The 16,033-nt window shown below is 34.9% G+C and carries 16 protein-coding genes and 1 pseudogene; 5 read left to right on the plus strand and 12 right to left on the minus strand.

Translation table 11 applies throughout. From position 1 onward, the window contains the following. Positions 1-260 precede the first annotated feature (260 nt). Together MKX62_RS23700 and MKX62_RS23705 are read right to left on the minus strand one after the other, a co-directional pair. Positions 261-1,271 (minus strand): nucleotidyl transferase AbiEii/AbiGii toxin family protein, encoded by a 1,011-nt coding sequence (locus MKX62_RS23700; RefSeq protein WP_340742653.1) that lies wholly within the window; start codon positions 1,269-1,271, stop codon positions 261-263. Then, a complete protein-coding gene (locus MKX62_RS23705; RefSeq protein ID WP_340742654.1) occupies positions 1,268-1,891 on the minus strand; it encodes a DUF6088 family protein in 624 nt (207 codons plus the stop codon). Before MKX62_RS23705 ends, MKX62_RS23700 begins: the two co-directional genes overlap by 4 nt. 375 nt (positions 1,892-2,266) lie before the next feature. Here MKX62_RS23705 and MKX62_RS23710 point away from each other — a divergent pair, with 375 nt between their 5' ends. Continuing rightward, the gene (locus MKX62_RS23710; protein ID WP_340742655.1) at positions 2,267-2,884 is read left to right on the plus strand and encodes a recombinase family protein; all 618 of its coding nucleotides are present in this window, start codon (positions 2,267-2,269) and stop codon (positions 2,882-2,884) included. A gap of 79 nt (positions 2,885-2,963) precedes the next feature. Here the strand turns inward: MKX62_RS23710 and MKX62_RS23715 are convergent, their stop codons facing one another. From MKX62_RS23715 to MKX62_RS23745, 7 genes and pseudogenes are all read right to left on the minus strand, one after another. Next, the gene (locus tag MKX62_RS23715; protein WP_340742656.1) at positions 2,964-3,941 is read right to left on the minus strand and encodes a sensor domain-containing diguanylate cyclase; all 978 of its coding nucleotides are present in this window, start codon (positions 3,939-3,941) and stop codon (positions 2,964-2,966) included. Positions 3,942-3,969: 28 nt separating this feature from the next. Then, on the minus strand, positions 3,970-4,779 hold the full coding sequence (locus tag MKX62_RS23720; protein ID WP_340742657.1) for an alpha/beta fold hydrolase: 810 nt from the start codon (positions 4,777-4,779) through the stop codon (positions 3,970-3,972). 102 nt (positions 4,780-4,881) lie between these two features. Then, on the minus strand, positions 4,882-5,103 hold the full coding sequence (locus MKX62_RS23725; RefSeq protein WP_340742658.1) for a protoglobin domain-containing protein: 222 nt from the start codon (positions 5,101-5,103) through the stop codon (positions 4,882-4,884). After that, a complete protein-coding gene (locus tag MKX62_RS23730) occupies positions 5,103-5,255 on the minus strand; it encodes a hypothetical protein (RefSeq protein ID WP_340742659.1) in 153 nt (50 codons plus the stop codon). The genes MKX62_RS23725 and MKX62_RS23730 overlap by 1 nt, the downstream gene beginning before the upstream one ends. A gap of 16 nt (positions 5,256-5,271) precedes the next feature. Then, positions 5,272-6,495: a putative bifunctional diguanylate cyclase/phosphodiesterase gene (locus MKX62_RS23735; protein ID WP_340742660.1), complete on the minus strand. Its 1,224-nt coding sequence runs from the start codon at positions 6,493-6,495 to the stop codon at positions 5,272-5,274. Continuing rightward, positions 6,462-7,409, minus strand: a complete 948-nt coding sequence (locus tag MKX62_RS23740) for a PAS domain-containing protein (protein ID WP_340742661.1) — start codon at positions 7,407-7,409, stop codon at positions 6,462-6,464. Before MKX62_RS23740 ends, MKX62_RS23735 begins: the two co-directional genes overlap by 34 nt. 709 nt (positions 7,410-8,118) lie before the next feature. Next, positions 8,119-8,220 (minus strand): annotated as a pseudogene (locus MKX62_RS23745) (IS3 family transposase); the annotation flags it as partial. A 472-nt stretch (positions 8,221-8,692) separates the two neighbouring features. Here MKX62_RS23745 and MKX62_RS23750 point away from each other — a divergent pair. Further along, the gene (locus MKX62_RS23750; protein ID WP_340742662.1) at positions 8,693-10,378 is read left to right on the plus strand and encodes a methyl-accepting chemotaxis protein; all 1,686 of its coding nucleotides are present in this window, start codon (positions 8,693-8,695) and stop codon (positions 10,376-10,378) included. Positions 10,379-10,881: 503 nt separating this feature from the next. Beyond that, positions 10,882-11,514, plus strand: a complete 633-nt coding sequence (locus tag MKX62_RS23755; protein WP_340742663.1) for a hypothetical protein — start codon at positions 10,882-10,884, stop codon at positions 11,512-11,514. Between the two features lie 121 nt (positions 11,515-11,635). Here the strand turns inward: MKX62_RS23755 and MKX62_RS23760 are convergent, their stop codons facing one another. The 3 genes from MKX62_RS23760 to MKX62_RS23770 all read right to left on the minus strand — a co-directional run bounded on the left by MKX62_RS23760 (position 11,636) and on the right by MKX62_RS23770 (position 15,022). Beyond that, positions 11,636-13,384 (minus strand): DUF4041 domain-containing protein, encoded by a 1,749-nt coding sequence (locus MKX62_RS23760; protein ID WP_340742664.1) that lies wholly within the window; start codon positions 13,382-13,384, stop codon positions 11,636-11,638. Between the two features lie 437 nt (positions 13,385-13,821). Next, the gene (locus MKX62_RS23765; protein ID WP_340742665.1) at positions 13,822-14,223 is read right to left on the minus strand and encodes a hypothetical protein; all 402 of its coding nucleotides are present in this window, start codon (positions 14,221-14,223) and stop codon (positions 13,822-13,824) included. After that, positions 14,216-15,022, minus strand: coding sequence for an AAA family ATPase (locus MKX62_RS23770; protein ID WP_340742666.1), 807 nt, complete (start codon positions 15,020-15,022; stop codon positions 14,216-14,218). The genes MKX62_RS23765 and MKX62_RS23770 overlap by 8 nt, the downstream gene beginning before the upstream one ends. A gap of 198 nt (positions 15,023-15,220) precedes the next feature. Between MKX62_RS23770 and MKX62_RS23775 the strand changes: the two genes are divergently transcribed. Further along, entirely contained in the window at positions 15,221-15,616 is a 396-nt protein-coding gene (locus MKX62_RS23775) for a MerR family transcriptional regulator (RefSeq protein ID WP_340742667.1), read from the plus strand. A gap of 108 nt (positions 15,617-15,724) precedes the next feature. Further along, a complete protein-coding gene (locus MKX62_RS23780; RefSeq protein WP_340742668.1) occupies positions 15,725-16,012 on the plus strand; it encodes a hypothetical protein in 288 nt (95 codons plus the stop codon). Positions 16,013-16,033 lie beyond the last annotated feature (21 nt).

Here is a 16,033-nt window from a genome sequence, read left to right on the forward strand (position 1 = left end):
TTATAGAAGCAATCCATCCATCGAAAATTTCATTTAATGCAAGACAATAAAGGTAGCAAGCTTCTTGACATAGGAATTGTTTGTAGTACATCGTCTGGTTTGGTCGCCAGGTGTTTTTTATATGTTGTACGAATAGAAAAAGCGATGGTCCGTAATTTGAACCATCGCCTTTTTCTATTGATTTCATGGCATGAAGTTCTACAGTAGTTAGCATCTATAATATATCATGATGTGTTGCAGACAGTTCTTTGCAGTGACAACTATTCCATCTTATTTAATTCTTCCTGCAAATGTGTTAAGCCGTTTAAAATTTCTTCAAATGTTGGATATTCGCCGAAAATCATATTTTTCATGCTAGTATAGTCATCTTGTAAACCACGAATAGTAGCTATATTCGTTGGGACTAAAACAAGGTTTCCGAGTAGTGCTTTATCATACTCAGCCCAATTCAAGCGATAAAAACGCTTTTTAAAATCGACTACTTTATTTAATAAATGTTTGTGTGAAAGGATAACAGCTTTTATATCTGGACTCTGTTGCATCATATAGACATCATAATAATGACGTGAATATCTTGCAGGAAGTGACTTCGTTTCTGGTCGATGTGCTTCCGCATGGAGAATGGTCGCTTTTTCCCAAAACGTACGGGACACTTCTACTGTTGGTACTGTAATCGTCTTTTTTTCAAACGGTAAATCGGGTATGTCATACACATAAGCATGTAAAGGATAAGACGAAACCGGTGTCCATGCTGCTAGTGGTCCGATTTCTAAACGAATTTCTTTAACAATTGACGCGTCCTCATAATTTTTAGGATATCCAACTAGGACCGTTTGCGGATCTATTTGATCAATCGTAAGAGTGAACTGTTCATTAGGGCATAGCTCTTTTAATATGACTTGCATCTTTGGAATAAAGGTTTCTTTTAAAAACACTTCGCATTTTGTATTGATTTCCTTTTTAAATCGATCTTGTGCTGTATTGCTGCGATCTTGTAATGGCTCTGTATGGCCGTAACCTAGTTTTCGCCAATCTAAAATAAGGTCAATATCTTCAGAAAATCGTTCGATTAATTGAAAGGACTTTGAAAGACTTGTGCCTCCTTTAAAAGCGAAATAATCCTTAAAAGGGCTATGTTCAAACAATACTTCTAGCATAAAACATACCCAAAAGTCTTTTTCTATAATAGCTTCGCTCATTTTTAACTTAGCTGCTGTGTATTGGAATAAGTCTGAACGATTGTTAGCTGATTGGTTGGCGATATGAATCATAAGTAATCATGCCCATCTTGCATATTTTTCAATTCGTCGTATATCCAGTAGCGCATAGATTTCCCTTGTTCTAACAAATGATTCATTTCATCTTCATTCAATGTGTTGAATATTTTTTTGCGAATTTGGTCATTCATTTTCTCTTGTGAAATTGTTTGAATGGCTTCAATGACAATTGCTTCTTTTTTGGATAACTTAGATATTTCCTTATTTGCTTTATGTTTAAAATAAATGTCTATCCCATTGTCCAATGTATACTTCTTCGTTGGACCATCGCTAATAAACGTGTATTTAGCAGGTACTTGTGTCGATAAACCGAGTTCATTTAATGCAGTGTCTTCAGCAGGCGCAATCGTCCAACCAAATTTTTCAGCAAACTTTTCTGCTACTTTATTTGGAGAAGCTCCAATATCTTTTTTAAGAAACGCATTGTAATTAGGTGTTTGATACAAACCTCGTAATACACGTGTTAATTTACCTTCATCGTTTAACCTGGACAACGCTCTTTTGACAGCATCATAATTCCCAATGTCTAAAAAGTCTTGTGCGGAAATAAGTGAACCTTTTTCTAATTGTTGGATTGCCTTTTCTATTTCAGTTTGTACAGATATTCGTTTCATTTTTATCACCCCGTCCCCTATATTATATACTATTCGGGACGAAATATAAACGAAATAGTCATTTCGTTTATATTTCAGTAATAGGATGAGTGACGTTCAATGATTTATACTTGTTTTTCTTTTAAAATTCCTACATTGCAATATTAAGTTGGCAACTTGGATAAAATCCAGTGTATTTATGAATTGGGATACAGGATAAATATTACCGTTCATAAAAGTACACTTTTACGAACGGTTTAAAAAGGACTCAAAAACAACAGGAACATTGTTCATAAATGTATTAAAAAACTTTCCGAACGTTCATCAATTTGAATACACTTTTACGAACTATTTTAAGGTATAATGAGGGAAAAGAATCTTTTTTCGAGGTGAATTATGGAGCAACGTAAATTTGGTTACATACGCGTCAGCAGTAAAGATCAAAATGAAGGTCGGCAATTGGAAGCTATGAAAAAATTAGATATTAATGAACGCGATATCTATTTGGATAAGCAAAGCGGAAAGAACTTTGAACGTGTAAACTATCAATTGCTCAAACGGATTATCCGAAAAGGCGACATATTGTATATCCATTCGTTGGATCGGTTTGGTCGGAACAAAGAAGAAATCCTACAGGAATGGAATGACCTGACGAAGAACATCGAAGCCGATATTGTTGTAATGGATATGCCGTTACTCGATACGACGCAATACAAAGACAGCATGGGAACGTTTATTGCGGATTTGGTTTTGCAGATCCTTTCCTGGATGGCTGAAGAGGAACGAGAACGCATCCGGAAACGGCAGCGTGAAGGAATTGATTTGGCGTTGCAAAATGGGGTTCAGTTTGGAAGACCTAAAGTTCTGCTTTCAGAAGAGTTTAAAGAGGTTTACAGAAAATGGAGAGCTAGAGAATTAACAGCAGTGCAAGCAATGCAGGAAGCTGGGGTTAAGAAAACTAGTTTTTATAAATTAGTGAAAGCACTCGAAGAAGAAACATCTAGCACATTATAATAGAAGAAACTCTAAAAACCTCCTTACCGAGAACGGAAAAGGAGGTTTTTAGAGTTTCTTCTAAAGTGATAATCTAGACTTATTCTATGCAGCAAGCATGAGTGACCCGATTTCGGCCTCGATTCTTTGATGAATAGAGTGCCTGATCCGCTCTAGATTGAAAAGTATCTACGGTGTCTCCTAGAGTAAGAGTTGCTATTCCAATACTTATAGTAATAGTTTGATTTGTCCATCCTTCACTTTCAATACGCAAACGAATTCTTTCCGCAATTTTTATTGCATCCGCTTGATTGGTATTGGGAAGGATCATTGCAAATTCTTCTCCTCCATAACGAGCTGAAATATCATCTTTTCTTGATTCTTCTGTCAGTAATACACCCAACTCTTGAAGAATCTTATCACCTGTCAAATGTCCAAAAGTATCATTTATCCTTTTAAAATGGTCTATATCTAACAGCAGAAGTGAAAGTGGTTGGGAAAGTCTTGTGGATAAGGAAATATTTGAAGTTAAATCTTCCTGTAGACTTCTCCTATTCTTGAGACCAGTCAATCCATCTGTAGAAGCTAATTTCTGTAGTTGAGCATTTACTTCTAACAGTTCTTTTTGTTTAGACTCCAATTCCCTTCGTAAAAGATCTAACTCGGCTATTTGCTCACTCTTAACACGGTTACGTTTTTCGGTTTCCTTTTTTACCGTAAGAAGGGATTGCTCATACTCGTAGCGATTCTTTATCTGAAATAATACACAATCATTTACGATTTCCCCATTACGCTTTTTACGTAAGGCATTGAGGAGAATTGGAATATCATTATTAGTCTTCGACTTGAATGTAAGATACATCTCCTCCACCTGTTCTTGTAGCTTAATCATAGGAAAAAAGTAAAGCTGATAAAATGATCTGCTAGAAACCGGTAGTATGGTATTGACGTGTTTCCCCTGTAACTCGTACAGGTCGTAACCAAGTAAACTAAGCAACGTTTGATTGATCGTTCGAATTGTACCATCATCAGAAAGTGATAAGTAGCCACACGGAGCGTAGTTCAATTGTTCATCCATTAAATTATCTCCTCCTTACTAAGTGTGCTTACATACCAACAGTCAAATATTCGCTAATCAAACGAATTGTTTCTTCTGGGTGGCTCATGTGTGGGCAATGTCCAGTAGCCTGCATGAAACGCAACGTATTTTTTGGTAGATGGTGGTGCATGTAGTTCCCGACTTCAATAGGAGCCATTACATCTTCAGCACACTGAAGAATAAGCGACGGAACTACAACCCTTTTCAAATCTTCTCGATTATCAGAAAAAAAAGTTGCTATTGCAAATTGACGAGCGACAGTTGGATCTGTCGAACAAAAGCTTTCTTCTAATTCTTTTGAAAGCTCTGGACGATTGGGATTTTTCATAATGACTTGCGCAAGATAATTTGCCCAGCCAATATAATTCATCTCCATCATATCAATCAATCCATCAAGGTCCTCTCTCTCAAATCCCCCTATATAGTCGGGTTGATCATTTAAATAACTAGGCGATGGACCTATCATGATGAGACGTTCAAATAAATCAGGCTCTTGAATAGATGCCAACATACCAATGGTGTTACCAACTGAATGCCCAACAAAAGTTCCCTCTTTTAAGTCCAGTGCAGCACATATTTCTAATAAATCCTGTGCATATCCATGAAGTTCACTGTATTTGCTAGGGGAGTAAGCATTGTAATCAGATTTCCCTGAACCAACATAATCAAATAGAATAATACGATAGTTTTCTTCAAAAGCTGGTGCCACCAACCTCCACATATTTTGGGTACATCCAAAGCCTGGAGCAAAAATCATTGCCCGTGTGCCTTTGCCAGAAATATTTACGTTATTACGTAAAAGAACATTTTGATTCATTAAAAAACCTCATTTTTTCTGAAATTAAAATCTATTCATCTAATTCGTATGACTCATTTATCTTATTAAGGAGGACAAAAATGTTTCAAGACAAAGAAATGGTCAATGACTATCTGGTTGGATTAAATGCAAGCTTAACTGGATATGGCTGTGTACTTGGCCTATTATAATCCTCGTCTGTACGTAATCCATATCTACTTCCGCATGAAGTAATTGCTCTACATACCTTTCCATTGTCAATCTTAAACGGTCTATTGTAGAGTGTTTCGTAATCAATTGCTTCAAATGATCTTCTGAAGTGATATGGTTATAAAACCTCTCCACTATTTCCTCTTTATATGGTCAAGCGTTTCCTGACTGACCCCCATAAATGTCAGCCTCTCAGATACTCTTTCACCCATTGAAGGAATACTCTTAGTTGAATTACCTTCTAAATAGTCTGTCCACTGCATTGTTTTCTTTGTAAATAATTTCATGATTATCCCCCTAGAATTATTCTATTTTCCTACCAAAATCCTTCAGATAATCTTCAAAGTCTATAATGGACAAAGGTTTACTAAATAAAAATCCTTGTCCTTGACTACAACCCTCATTCTTTAGAGCTTCAAGCTGCTCACAATTCTCAATTCCTTCGGCAATCACTTTAATGCCTAGTGTCTGTGCCATTGTCAGGATAGCACGGATAATAGCCTTGCTCTGTTCATTTTGATGAATATCCCGAACAAAGGATGCATCAATTTTTAGGACATCCACTGGTATATGTTTTATATAACTAAATGAACTGTATCCTGTACCAAAGTCATCGATGGAAATATGTATACCAATATCTCTAATTTGTTGGAGGACTGTTGAAGCATTATCAATATCTACGAATATACTTTCTGTCACTTCTATCTCCAGCCAAACCGGGTCTAAACCTGTCTCCATTAATATTTCTTTTATACGTGTTACTATATTAGGACTGGCTATTTGGCGTGCCGACATATTCACTGACATTCTAATCGGTGGGTAACCAAGGTCTTGCCAGTTTTTATGTTGGCGACATCCACTACGTAGCACTGCTTCGCCTAATGGAAGGATTAATCCCGTTTCTTCTGCTAACGGTATAAACTTGCCAGGAGAAATCATGCCCAATTCCGGATGATTCCAACGAACAAGTGCTTCCATTCCGATTAATTTATTCTCAAAGAGATTGATTTTCGGTTGATATTCAAGTTGAAACTGCTCTTGTAGGATTGCTTTTTCCAATTCCTTCACAAGTAATGTCTGCTCTAATGAGCGTTCCTGCATTTCAATATGAAAAAAAGCAAACCCTTTATGGCCTTTTTCTTTTACCGAATTAAGAGCAGTGTTCGCATTATTCAAAAACTCATCAGCGCTCTCTCCATTGTCTGGAAAAACTGATATACCAATGCTACATGAAGGCATATATTGTTGTTCCCCAAAATCTAACGGCATTTGGAAGTTGGCTACAATTCGCTTTGCTACTTGTTCGATTTTTTCTGACGATGCTTCTTTTATTAAAACAGAGAATTCATCACCACCAAGTCGCGCAACCAAATCGTTTGGACAGATCGAACTCTTAATACGTTGGGCTGCCTCTCTTAATATAAAATCACCTCTCTCATGCCCCCAGTTATCATTTATGTATTTAAAATGATCTAAGTCGATAAGCAACACCCCTAGCTTAGAGGTGACAAATTTTGCTTTCTCCATCTCCTTTCCAGTAGTTGCATGAACATTCTACGATTAGGAAGAGCTGTTAAGGTGTCATGATAAGACAAGCGATAAATTTTTTCCTCCGATTCTTTCTGTTCCGTTATATCTCTCATGACAAACACAAAGGCATTTATCACGTCATCCTTCTCAAGGATAGGATTAATTCGTGTTTCCATGTTCTTATACGTACCCATACTCGTTCTTATCCGGAACTCTATTTGGGTAGGTAATTTCTTCTTAGCTGCCAACAAAGATAACTCAACATCCAAAGACTTTTGATCTTTTTCATGAACATATTCAAAAAGATGACTAGATTGCAGATTGGATAGGTTATGGCCTAGTATTGTCAAGTGTGACGGAGATAAATATTTAAAATGACCTTCTTTGTCAATAATCGATATCAAGTCAAACGCATTTTCCGTGATCAAACGGTATTTTTTTTCACTTTCCAGTATGTCTTCTTCCATTTTCTTTCGATCACTGATGTCATTACGTATCGACACATATTGATAGGGTTTTCCAAGTTGATTCAAAAACGGAACAATTGTTGTATCTACCCAATAAAAAGAGCCGTCCTTTGCCTTGTTTCGAATCTCGCCTTTCCACACTTCACCTTTTCCAATTGTAGCCCACATTTGTTTGAAAAACTCTTTTGTATGATAGGAAGAGTTCAATATTCGATGATTTTGACCAATTAGCTCATCATGACTGTACTGAGAAATTTCACAAAAGCGTTCGTTAACACTCAAAATGTTTCCTTTTTGATTGGTAATAGCCAGAATGGAAGATTGGTCCAACGCAAATTTGATATCATTTAATTCTTTTACCAGACTTTTTGCATCTATATCTTTCTCAACCAAGGGATTTATTAGTTGCATAAGGTGTGGTGTTTTCTCATTTATCTTTTTCACAATGTACTCTCCTCGTATTACACTTTACTTTTAAGTAATATAATTAAAAAAAACGACCTTTATAAACATAAAGAATCGGTTTTACTTTCCGCTTCAAGTCATTCAAGTTATCAATTTACAAATGACTACTTAACGCTTCAATTTATAACTCTATAGGAAAAAAACATATAATCAAATAGTAGGTATTTTCTCCTGAATCGTCAATGAAATTATTGCTGCGTTAGCTTCTTATCCTCTGTAAATATGTACATGGTGTGTCAACTAGCCCCTATCATAGAAAAAGAAAATTAATGTCAATAAGTTAATTCTGAAACGTTTTTAACGGAACTTCTTATTTTAATTCAGGACTACTTGTAGTTTTGCGGTAAGGTATAAAATGCCCTTCAAGAAGGACGTGCGTTTTACTACTATTAGTTTTACAGTTTGAAACTTACCATATCGCTTTTTAATAATTTCTTGAGAAAGTTTCTTGCCAGAAATAACATTACAAATTCGAGAGGAAACAACCATGCTTGTAATTAGGGCAACCATAGAATTTCTGCCAATCAATCATTTTTCCATCATCATACATAGGTTTTTTCGGGAGAATCCCCCTTCGGTAAAAGAACTGCCATGACCGTAACCTTGCTCCACAGCCAATGTACCTGCTTGACCCCAAAAAGTTATACAGTTTAATTTGTTAGGCAACCTGTCAGGTCTGAACTCGGTATTACACTGGGCTCTGGCCTTTTAGTTTTACCTTAATCCGTTTGTGATTGTAGTAAACAATATATTTCGCTATTTCTACTTTAAAATGACCCGCACTTTTAAATCCAGCCAAACTAATGTTACAGGCGATGATCCTATTATTACCGTTGCACTGGCCCATCTTAAAGAGTTTTCCGACTACAAAAGGTTAAAGGTACTTTAGGAACAGTGTGGTTAGCTAGGTTTTAAATTTGGTTGTGCAAAATAACGCTTAAAATAAGCGCAAACTATCTCCCAAAGTGATACCTATTCTTCGGTATCATTGATTCTAGGTGTCAAAACTCAAAAAAGTTATGAAACACTCCATGTAACAATCAATTGGATCTCCCACTGCTATATTTACTGTATAGTTTTAATCCATATTAAATTAATAGTCATAGAGCAATAAAGTATAGTATTATTACTTACATGAGATGATAGATATTTAGTGTTTCGAAATACCTATTAAAGTATAAGTAGACGGAAATATTATAGGATTTTATCTCGTCTTTTTTGGAAGTATCTTTATAAAAAGAGAAATGGAGTTGTTATGAAAAATGCTTAAGTTCAAAAGTATACGAGCAAAGTTGATATTTGGATTTTCTGTTGTAGTTGTTTTAATTGTTTTATTAGGTGCTTATATTTTTTATACGTTAAATAGCACTAATAAATTTACGGAAGAGATTTTAGAAAGAGAACTCCCACTTTTAATTGCAGATGAACAGTTGGCTATAGACATGGCAAATAGAATGGCTGCATCTCGAGGATTTATCTTAACTGGAGAAAGCAGTTATAAAGATTTATTTAATCAATACACAGAAGACAGTAAAATAAATCAAGAATCTACTATAAAAATAGGGACTACCGAAGAATTTAAAAATTTAATTGAAAGGACCGCTGAATGGCGTGAATTTATTGTTGAGAAAGTATTTACTGAATATGAGAACGGAAATAAAGAAGTAGCTTTAAGTAATCTTATGGAGTCGAATGATGAAGCCCGTGAATTGATTGCTACTTATCGCGAAGCAGCAACAAATCGTGAAAACCATATTATTAGTATGGAAGAAAAAGCGTTATCAAGTGGGGAAACAACATTACTTATTGTAAGCAGTGTAATCATTCTAGTTGTTCTTCTAAGTTTATTTGTCGCATTTATAACTGCGAATTCAATATCAAGGCCACTTCGTGTCGTTATGAGTCGAATGGAGCTAATTGCTGATGGAGATTTAAGCAGTAAACCTTTAGAAACGAATTTGAAAGATGAAATTGGTCAATTAATTACATCGACAAATGAAATGAGCTTTAGTACTCATAATTTATTAGATGAAATTAATGGTGTTGCAGAAACTGTTTCTACCCAAAGTGAAGAGTTAACACAATCCGCAAATGAAGTAAAAGCAGGCACGGCTCAAATCGCAATGACAATGGAGGATCTAGCAACAGGTACAGAATCCCAAGCGAATAATGCGAGCAGTATGTCATCTGCAATGGAATCTTTTGTGGAAAAAGTGATGGATGCCAATGAAAATGGAACATACATACAACAATCCTCAAATTTAGTTCTTGAGATGACAAACCAGGGAAGCGAATTAATGGCATCTACTACGAAACAAATGGCTGTCATCGATCGAATTGTTCATGAGGCAGTTGTTAAAGTAGAAGGGTTGGACAAACACACTCAACAAATTTCGGAACTCGTTTCGGTTATTCAAGATATCTCTGGCCAAACAAATTTATTAGCACTCAATGCAGCGATTGAAGCAGCTCGTGCCGGAGAACAAGGTAAAGGATTTGCTGTCGTTGCAGACGAAGTGAAGAAACTTGCAGAACAATCATCTGCTTCGGTCTTAAACATTACAGGTATAGTAGATCGAATTCAAAGTGAAACTAGTTTAGTAAGTGGATCATTGCAAGAGGGTTATAAAGAAGTCGAAGAAGGAACAAGCCAAATTGAAATAACAGGTGAAACGTTTGGTAAAATAAGTTTAGCTGTTACGGAAATGGTCGATCGAATTCATATCATTTCTGCCAACTTGACAGATATTGCAGCAAATAGCCAAGAAATGAGTGCTTCAATAGAAGAAATAGCAGCAATCACAGAACAATCAGCAGCTGGAGTTGAAGAAACTTCTGCTTCATCAGAACAAGCGAGCAGTGCAATGGAAGAGGTGGCTAACAGCTCAAATGATCTAGCAACTTTAGCTGAAGAATTGAATAGGCTTGTGCAGCAGTTTAAACTGTAAAACATGATAAGTATTGGTAGAGTTTTAGACTTTATTGTTATTTATTCATTATTTGTATCTATAATAATTGGACGTAATTATTATAGATTCGGATTCTGAACGATTTATTGAAATAAAACATTGGTGTAAGTGTACTCGAAAAATATGAATACGTTAGATTTGCGAAAAACCTCTCTTTTATTTAGAAATGCGAGAGTTGGACTAGTGGGGGAAGTATTATCCCTGCCAGTCCCCTTTTTTTATGCCTTCCTCTCCTCAATAACCACTCATTTATTAAAACGCTGTCGCAGTGTAAACGTTAAACTAATATTTTGCACATCTAACCTTAAAAACCAACTACCTTGAAACCATAGAGTTTTAATTTTAGTGAAAATGTATCCTACGGGTACACTCCAATGATACAAAAAAAGACATTATATTGAAATTTAACGAAAGTGAATTTTCAATTTATTCTTGCGCTAGAATGAATTGGAAGTAGTAGGAAAAGGAGGTTTTGAAACCGGATGAAAGACATATTTTCATACAACGTAAATACTATTGAAAAAACCGCTTATATGAATTGGCGAACACAACGCTTCGACCATATTAATAATATGATTGTTGTCGCAGAAGGGTTTAGTGATTCAGCTTTATTATTAGTAAAAGAGATTTTGAAAGATAATACAGACAAAAAAGCCGATAATTTGATTTTCCCAATCCTATTTAATGCGAACCATGATTTAAAAGGTCTGTTTAAAAAAGTAGTCGATTTGGAAAACGAATTGAAGAATTCGAATGACGAAGCAGTATTTCACGAAATGATGAGCAACCTAAAGGCGTATATTTATGAACTTTATGGGAAAATTGAAAGAACAATTAAAGACAAAAAAGGAAATGATAAACCCATTTACGATATTACATTTTGTCGTTACACTTTAACTTTAAGTAAGGATTTAGAACCGCAGTTCTATATCAATACTTTTGATAATGTAGTAGTGGATTTAGAGAATTTCCTTACAGTATTTAAAGATATTTTTGATAACCTTAGATCTTTATCAATGCATTATTCGAATTTGCTTGAAACTAAGCAAGAAAACGAATATGAAGCACGTCAGCTTCAAGTAGAAATGGAATCTGAATTTCGTGGTGATTATTAAATACCCTTGCTAAAATTAATGAAGTAGCTAAAAAACAAAAGCAGCCAAGAATTTCCCTGATTGCTTTTGTTTTTCTAATTGTGATTCTTTAATTCCGGAAGAAGTTCTTCCAGTAGTCACCTTAATTAAAGTAAGCATACTGAAGATCATCTGAAGTTTTTTTTCTTAAAGCTATTGTTTTATAATATTGCTCGGCATGCGGTGTATCTTCGAATATTACATCTTTCCCAACCATCAAAAATACTTCTGTCTTAATTTTATCTAATGTAACGTTAAAGAATTCTTTTCTATTATTAATCATATTTACTCTATCCGAGTAGAACTTTGTATGTAAATGAGTTTCCAGTTTTGGAGCATCATCCGTTAAAATCATTGCATGAATATCATATTCAAACGGTACAGATGCACCACTTAATTCTTTTATTCTGTCAAGAGGCTCTAATCGTCTAGTCATGCCAATTTTAAATACATTTTCACCTAAAGTACCAATGTTAGAAATTATATAAACATATCCTGACTTACCAATTAGATGTCTTTCATTTACTTCAAACCTTTTCTTCTGTATTAGATTCAAAGCATCTTCCAGTTCTTTAACTTTATTTAGGAGCTCTAGATTTGTCCCCTTAGAATCTACAAACTCTTTGTTAGTAGCATTTAAGCCCTTTTTAATTACCTTTTCGTGTTGATCTAATTCATCTAGCCTTTCTTTTATTTCCTTTTCTACTTGTTTTCTTTCACGTTCTTCTTCACGAAGTATACGTAATTTCTCTTTTTCATTTTTTTCATATTTCTTCAGTTCATATACTAAGTGAAGTTCTTGAATCTTTAAATTGTGATACTCTGTGCTTAGGGACAAGTCATTTCCTTGATTAAGCTTATTTACGTCTTTAAACGATTTTTCAATTCTATTTAATGTAGTTTCAAAATTGCTATATCTCAATGATGAAATGGTATTATCACATTCTGTATTATAAGCACGTACCATTGCTTTTATATTTAAGTTGGCCATTTTTCTACCTTCTGTGACACTACCATTCACAGTCCAATTAGTTCCTTCTAAAACAACGGTTTTACTCTTAATCATAAATTTTTGTTCTTGATTATTATCTAGAAGTTCCTCTTTAAATCTTTCAGTTGTTGTAAATGGAAATATATTTTTATAAAATGCGACTTCTTGTAAATCGTTTTCTTCTTGTACAGAGATTATTCCTTTTTTTAAATCGTCTATTTTATTTTTTGAAACCTTTATTTCATCTTTCACTTCATCCAATTTCAAAGTCTCAGATTCCAGTTCTCCAACTGTTGCTTTCTTATCCTCTATACTTTTAGTTAATAATTCTATTTCGTTTAATAGATGTTGTCGGAGGGTTTGCTCATGTTCTGACGACTTTATAAACCTACTTTCTCCCAGATGCTTAATCTCCACCTCAATTTCCTCAACTAGACTTTTAAGAATATTACGCTGATTTGATAAGTTTTTTATATTTTCTTGTATTAAACTACTTTGCTCTTTTTGAGAATTAAATTCACTTTTAAGATTGAGTATTTGAATTTCTAATTCTTTTAATTCTTGTTCAAGAATACTTTTTTTAGAATGCAGAGTCTTAATATCGCTTAGTAAAACTTCTTTTTCCACTTCAATATCCATTAAATTCTCTTTAAGCTTCTCTAAATCAGCGGACAACGTTTTAAAATTTATTATCTCACTTTTTAGAGATTGAAATTTATTATGTAATTTTTGATTTTCATTGTGCAGATTGTTATATTCGTCTTCTTTATTTTTTAAAAGCTCTTTTTGATTTAGAAACTCTAGCTCGAGCTTTGAAATAATAGTTATTGCTTCTAAATATTTCTTTTTACTAACTATCATTTCTACCTTCCCCCCTCCGTTAACTTGAAATTATACCTAGATACAAAAATGCTGCACCAGGCGGATTCATTCGATTTCGATATTTCGACTGACGAGTCATTGTATATTCCTTACATTCAGTTAATCTGTATAAGACAATTCTACCATATTACGTAAGACTTATTACTTAATTATCCATTCACCCTAAAACCTCATATTATCCCTTTAGTTATGACAATGTCCCGTAATGTCTATACTCATATTTATTTTGTAGTAAAATATTGATAGAAATAATGTAAATATGAATAAAGATATTTGTACGTAGTCTTAAGTTAGTTGTCATTGTGGCAAACTATAGATAACAAAAAAAGAACTCGTGTCGTGTGGTACACATGTTCTTTTTTTATTATCACTTATATCAGAGGTGGAAATTTCTACTTTCGTTAAGTGTTCTTTTGTTACTTATCCTCAAAAAACGCCTCAACCATAAATTCAAACTGCCGTTGCTGGCGATCTGTTAGTTCGTTTTTAACATAGCTATCAATCAACGTTTGAAGAATGACGTATGTTTTGTGCTCGTCCATAAAGGAGCCAAGTAAATTCAGTTCACTATGAATCAAAGTAGGTACTTTTAAGCTTTTTGTACTGTTTGCCTTACCGACACCTAATTTCTTACGTGGTGTAGGTGGAGCGATTTTTGTTGTTTCTGGTGTTACTGTTGGTTTAACAGATGCAGGTTTTTCTTGTTTTTTTGGCTCTGTATAGCCAAAGTCCATATCGTTTTTCTTTACAGGTACAGAAGGCTGCATGACAGGCGATTTCTTCTTCTTTTTGATTAATCCACCTTTTTCATTACTCATACTTACCGGCCTCCTCGAATTGGGACAGTTTCGCTTCCAACTCGTCAATGACATCTAAGAAAACTTGATGTGCTTTGCGGTCATGCATATCATTATTCGTAATCCCTGTGACATCCCACGCCTTTAGCCGTTCTAAGTGCTTGATGACACTGTCCATGACGTTATCACTGCCGAACATTTCTTTTGCACGTTCGAGCGTAGAAATATCGACACGCCCACCTGGTCGAAGCAGAACAGGAAGAACACCCGCGACTTGGATATCTGCATCGTAGTTATCTGCCATGAATTGCAGATACTTGATATACGTTTCAGCACCTTCTAACGATAGTTCTTGCGCTTGCAGGATGATTAATACATAATCAGCAGCCATCATCGCGTTATCAGAGAAGTCACTGATTGTCGGAGGAACGTCAATGAAAATATAGTCATAGTCATCACGAATCGGATCAAGAAGCTTCTTTAAGTACGAAACTTGATCAATCTCTTCTTCTACATTGGCATATAAGAATTTCGGTAAATTTTTAAAGGATACCTGTGCAGGAATCACGTGCAGATTGTCCGTCATCTCTACGATACATTCCTTCAACGAGCCATTTTGAAAGCCCTCAAAGATGCTTGTATTGATTTCAGTGACCCCTGTGGAACGCGCAATTAATGTACTGGCATTGCCCTGCGGGTCCATATCGACAAGTAGCACCTTTTTATTGCGGTCAAAAGCTAGTTCCCAACTTGCCATGACAGATACCTTAGTTTTCCCTACGCCACCTTTAAAGTTCCCTACTACAATCGTAATTGCCATCTTTTCATCTCCTTAATACTGGGTTATCAAGTTCTCAATCTATAAAATAAGTATAACTTAACAAAAAACACTTTGCAAAATACTTCTTTGCAAACTTCTACTTTTATTATTTTTAATATTTCGTTGATTGATCTTAGGGTGATTTTTCGTTGAAGGGAAAAGCCTTTGTAACGTTGAATAAGTCATAGGGGTGATGATATGGATAACGTTATCAAAACCAGGATGAAAACCAGTGAAATAGCCAGCAGATTGGGTCTAGAGACCGTTACGATACGCAAGTATTGTCTTGAATTAGAGAAGCGCGGATTCGTCTTTAAGCGTAACGATGGGAAGAACAGGGATTTCACAAGTGAGGACTTAAATGCACTTTCTCAGATGAACCATTTGATTGAGGTTGCCAAGATGAGTCGAGTTGCGGCTGCTAACGTTGTTGTCGCCGGTCACGGGACTTCTGATGATACGGGGAATGAACCATCGTCTGTTTCCGTATCGTTGGTTAGAACCGATGGCGCATGGGGATTGGACGATGTACAAGGGTACTTAGATCAACAGGATGACCTTATCCGTAACGTTCAAAACGTCAATAACGCATAATAATGTAAATGTTTTGCATGTTGTACCTTACTACAAAGAAATTAAGATTAGAGTTCCAGTAAAGTGGAAGTTCAAATATTTTAATAAAAGGGAGGGATTAGTTTGTATGTGGAAAATGAAATTACTTTAAAAGAAATGGTGACGAAAATTATTGATAGAGGTCAAATGATAAATCAGAAAGAATTAAAGGTCATGTTGCGGGATTGGAAAATGATTTATACAGATGGATATAACAAAATAAGAGCTACAAATCCGGCTAAAAGATCTGTTTATTTAAAGGAAGTTGAAACATCAGAAGGATTTGATCAATATGGTAGGAATCATAAAAACTTCATAATTATGATAACCGAAAAAGGGGAGAAATATATTTTAAATAAAATATTTGAAAATGAATAAGTGAGAATCAGTGTTTTTTCA

The sequence above is a fragment of the Sporosarcina sp. FSL K6-5500 genome, from assembly GCF_038005665.1.
GTDB lineage: Bacteria > Bacillota > Bacilli > Bacillales_A > Planococcaceae > Sporosarcina > Sporosarcina psychrophila.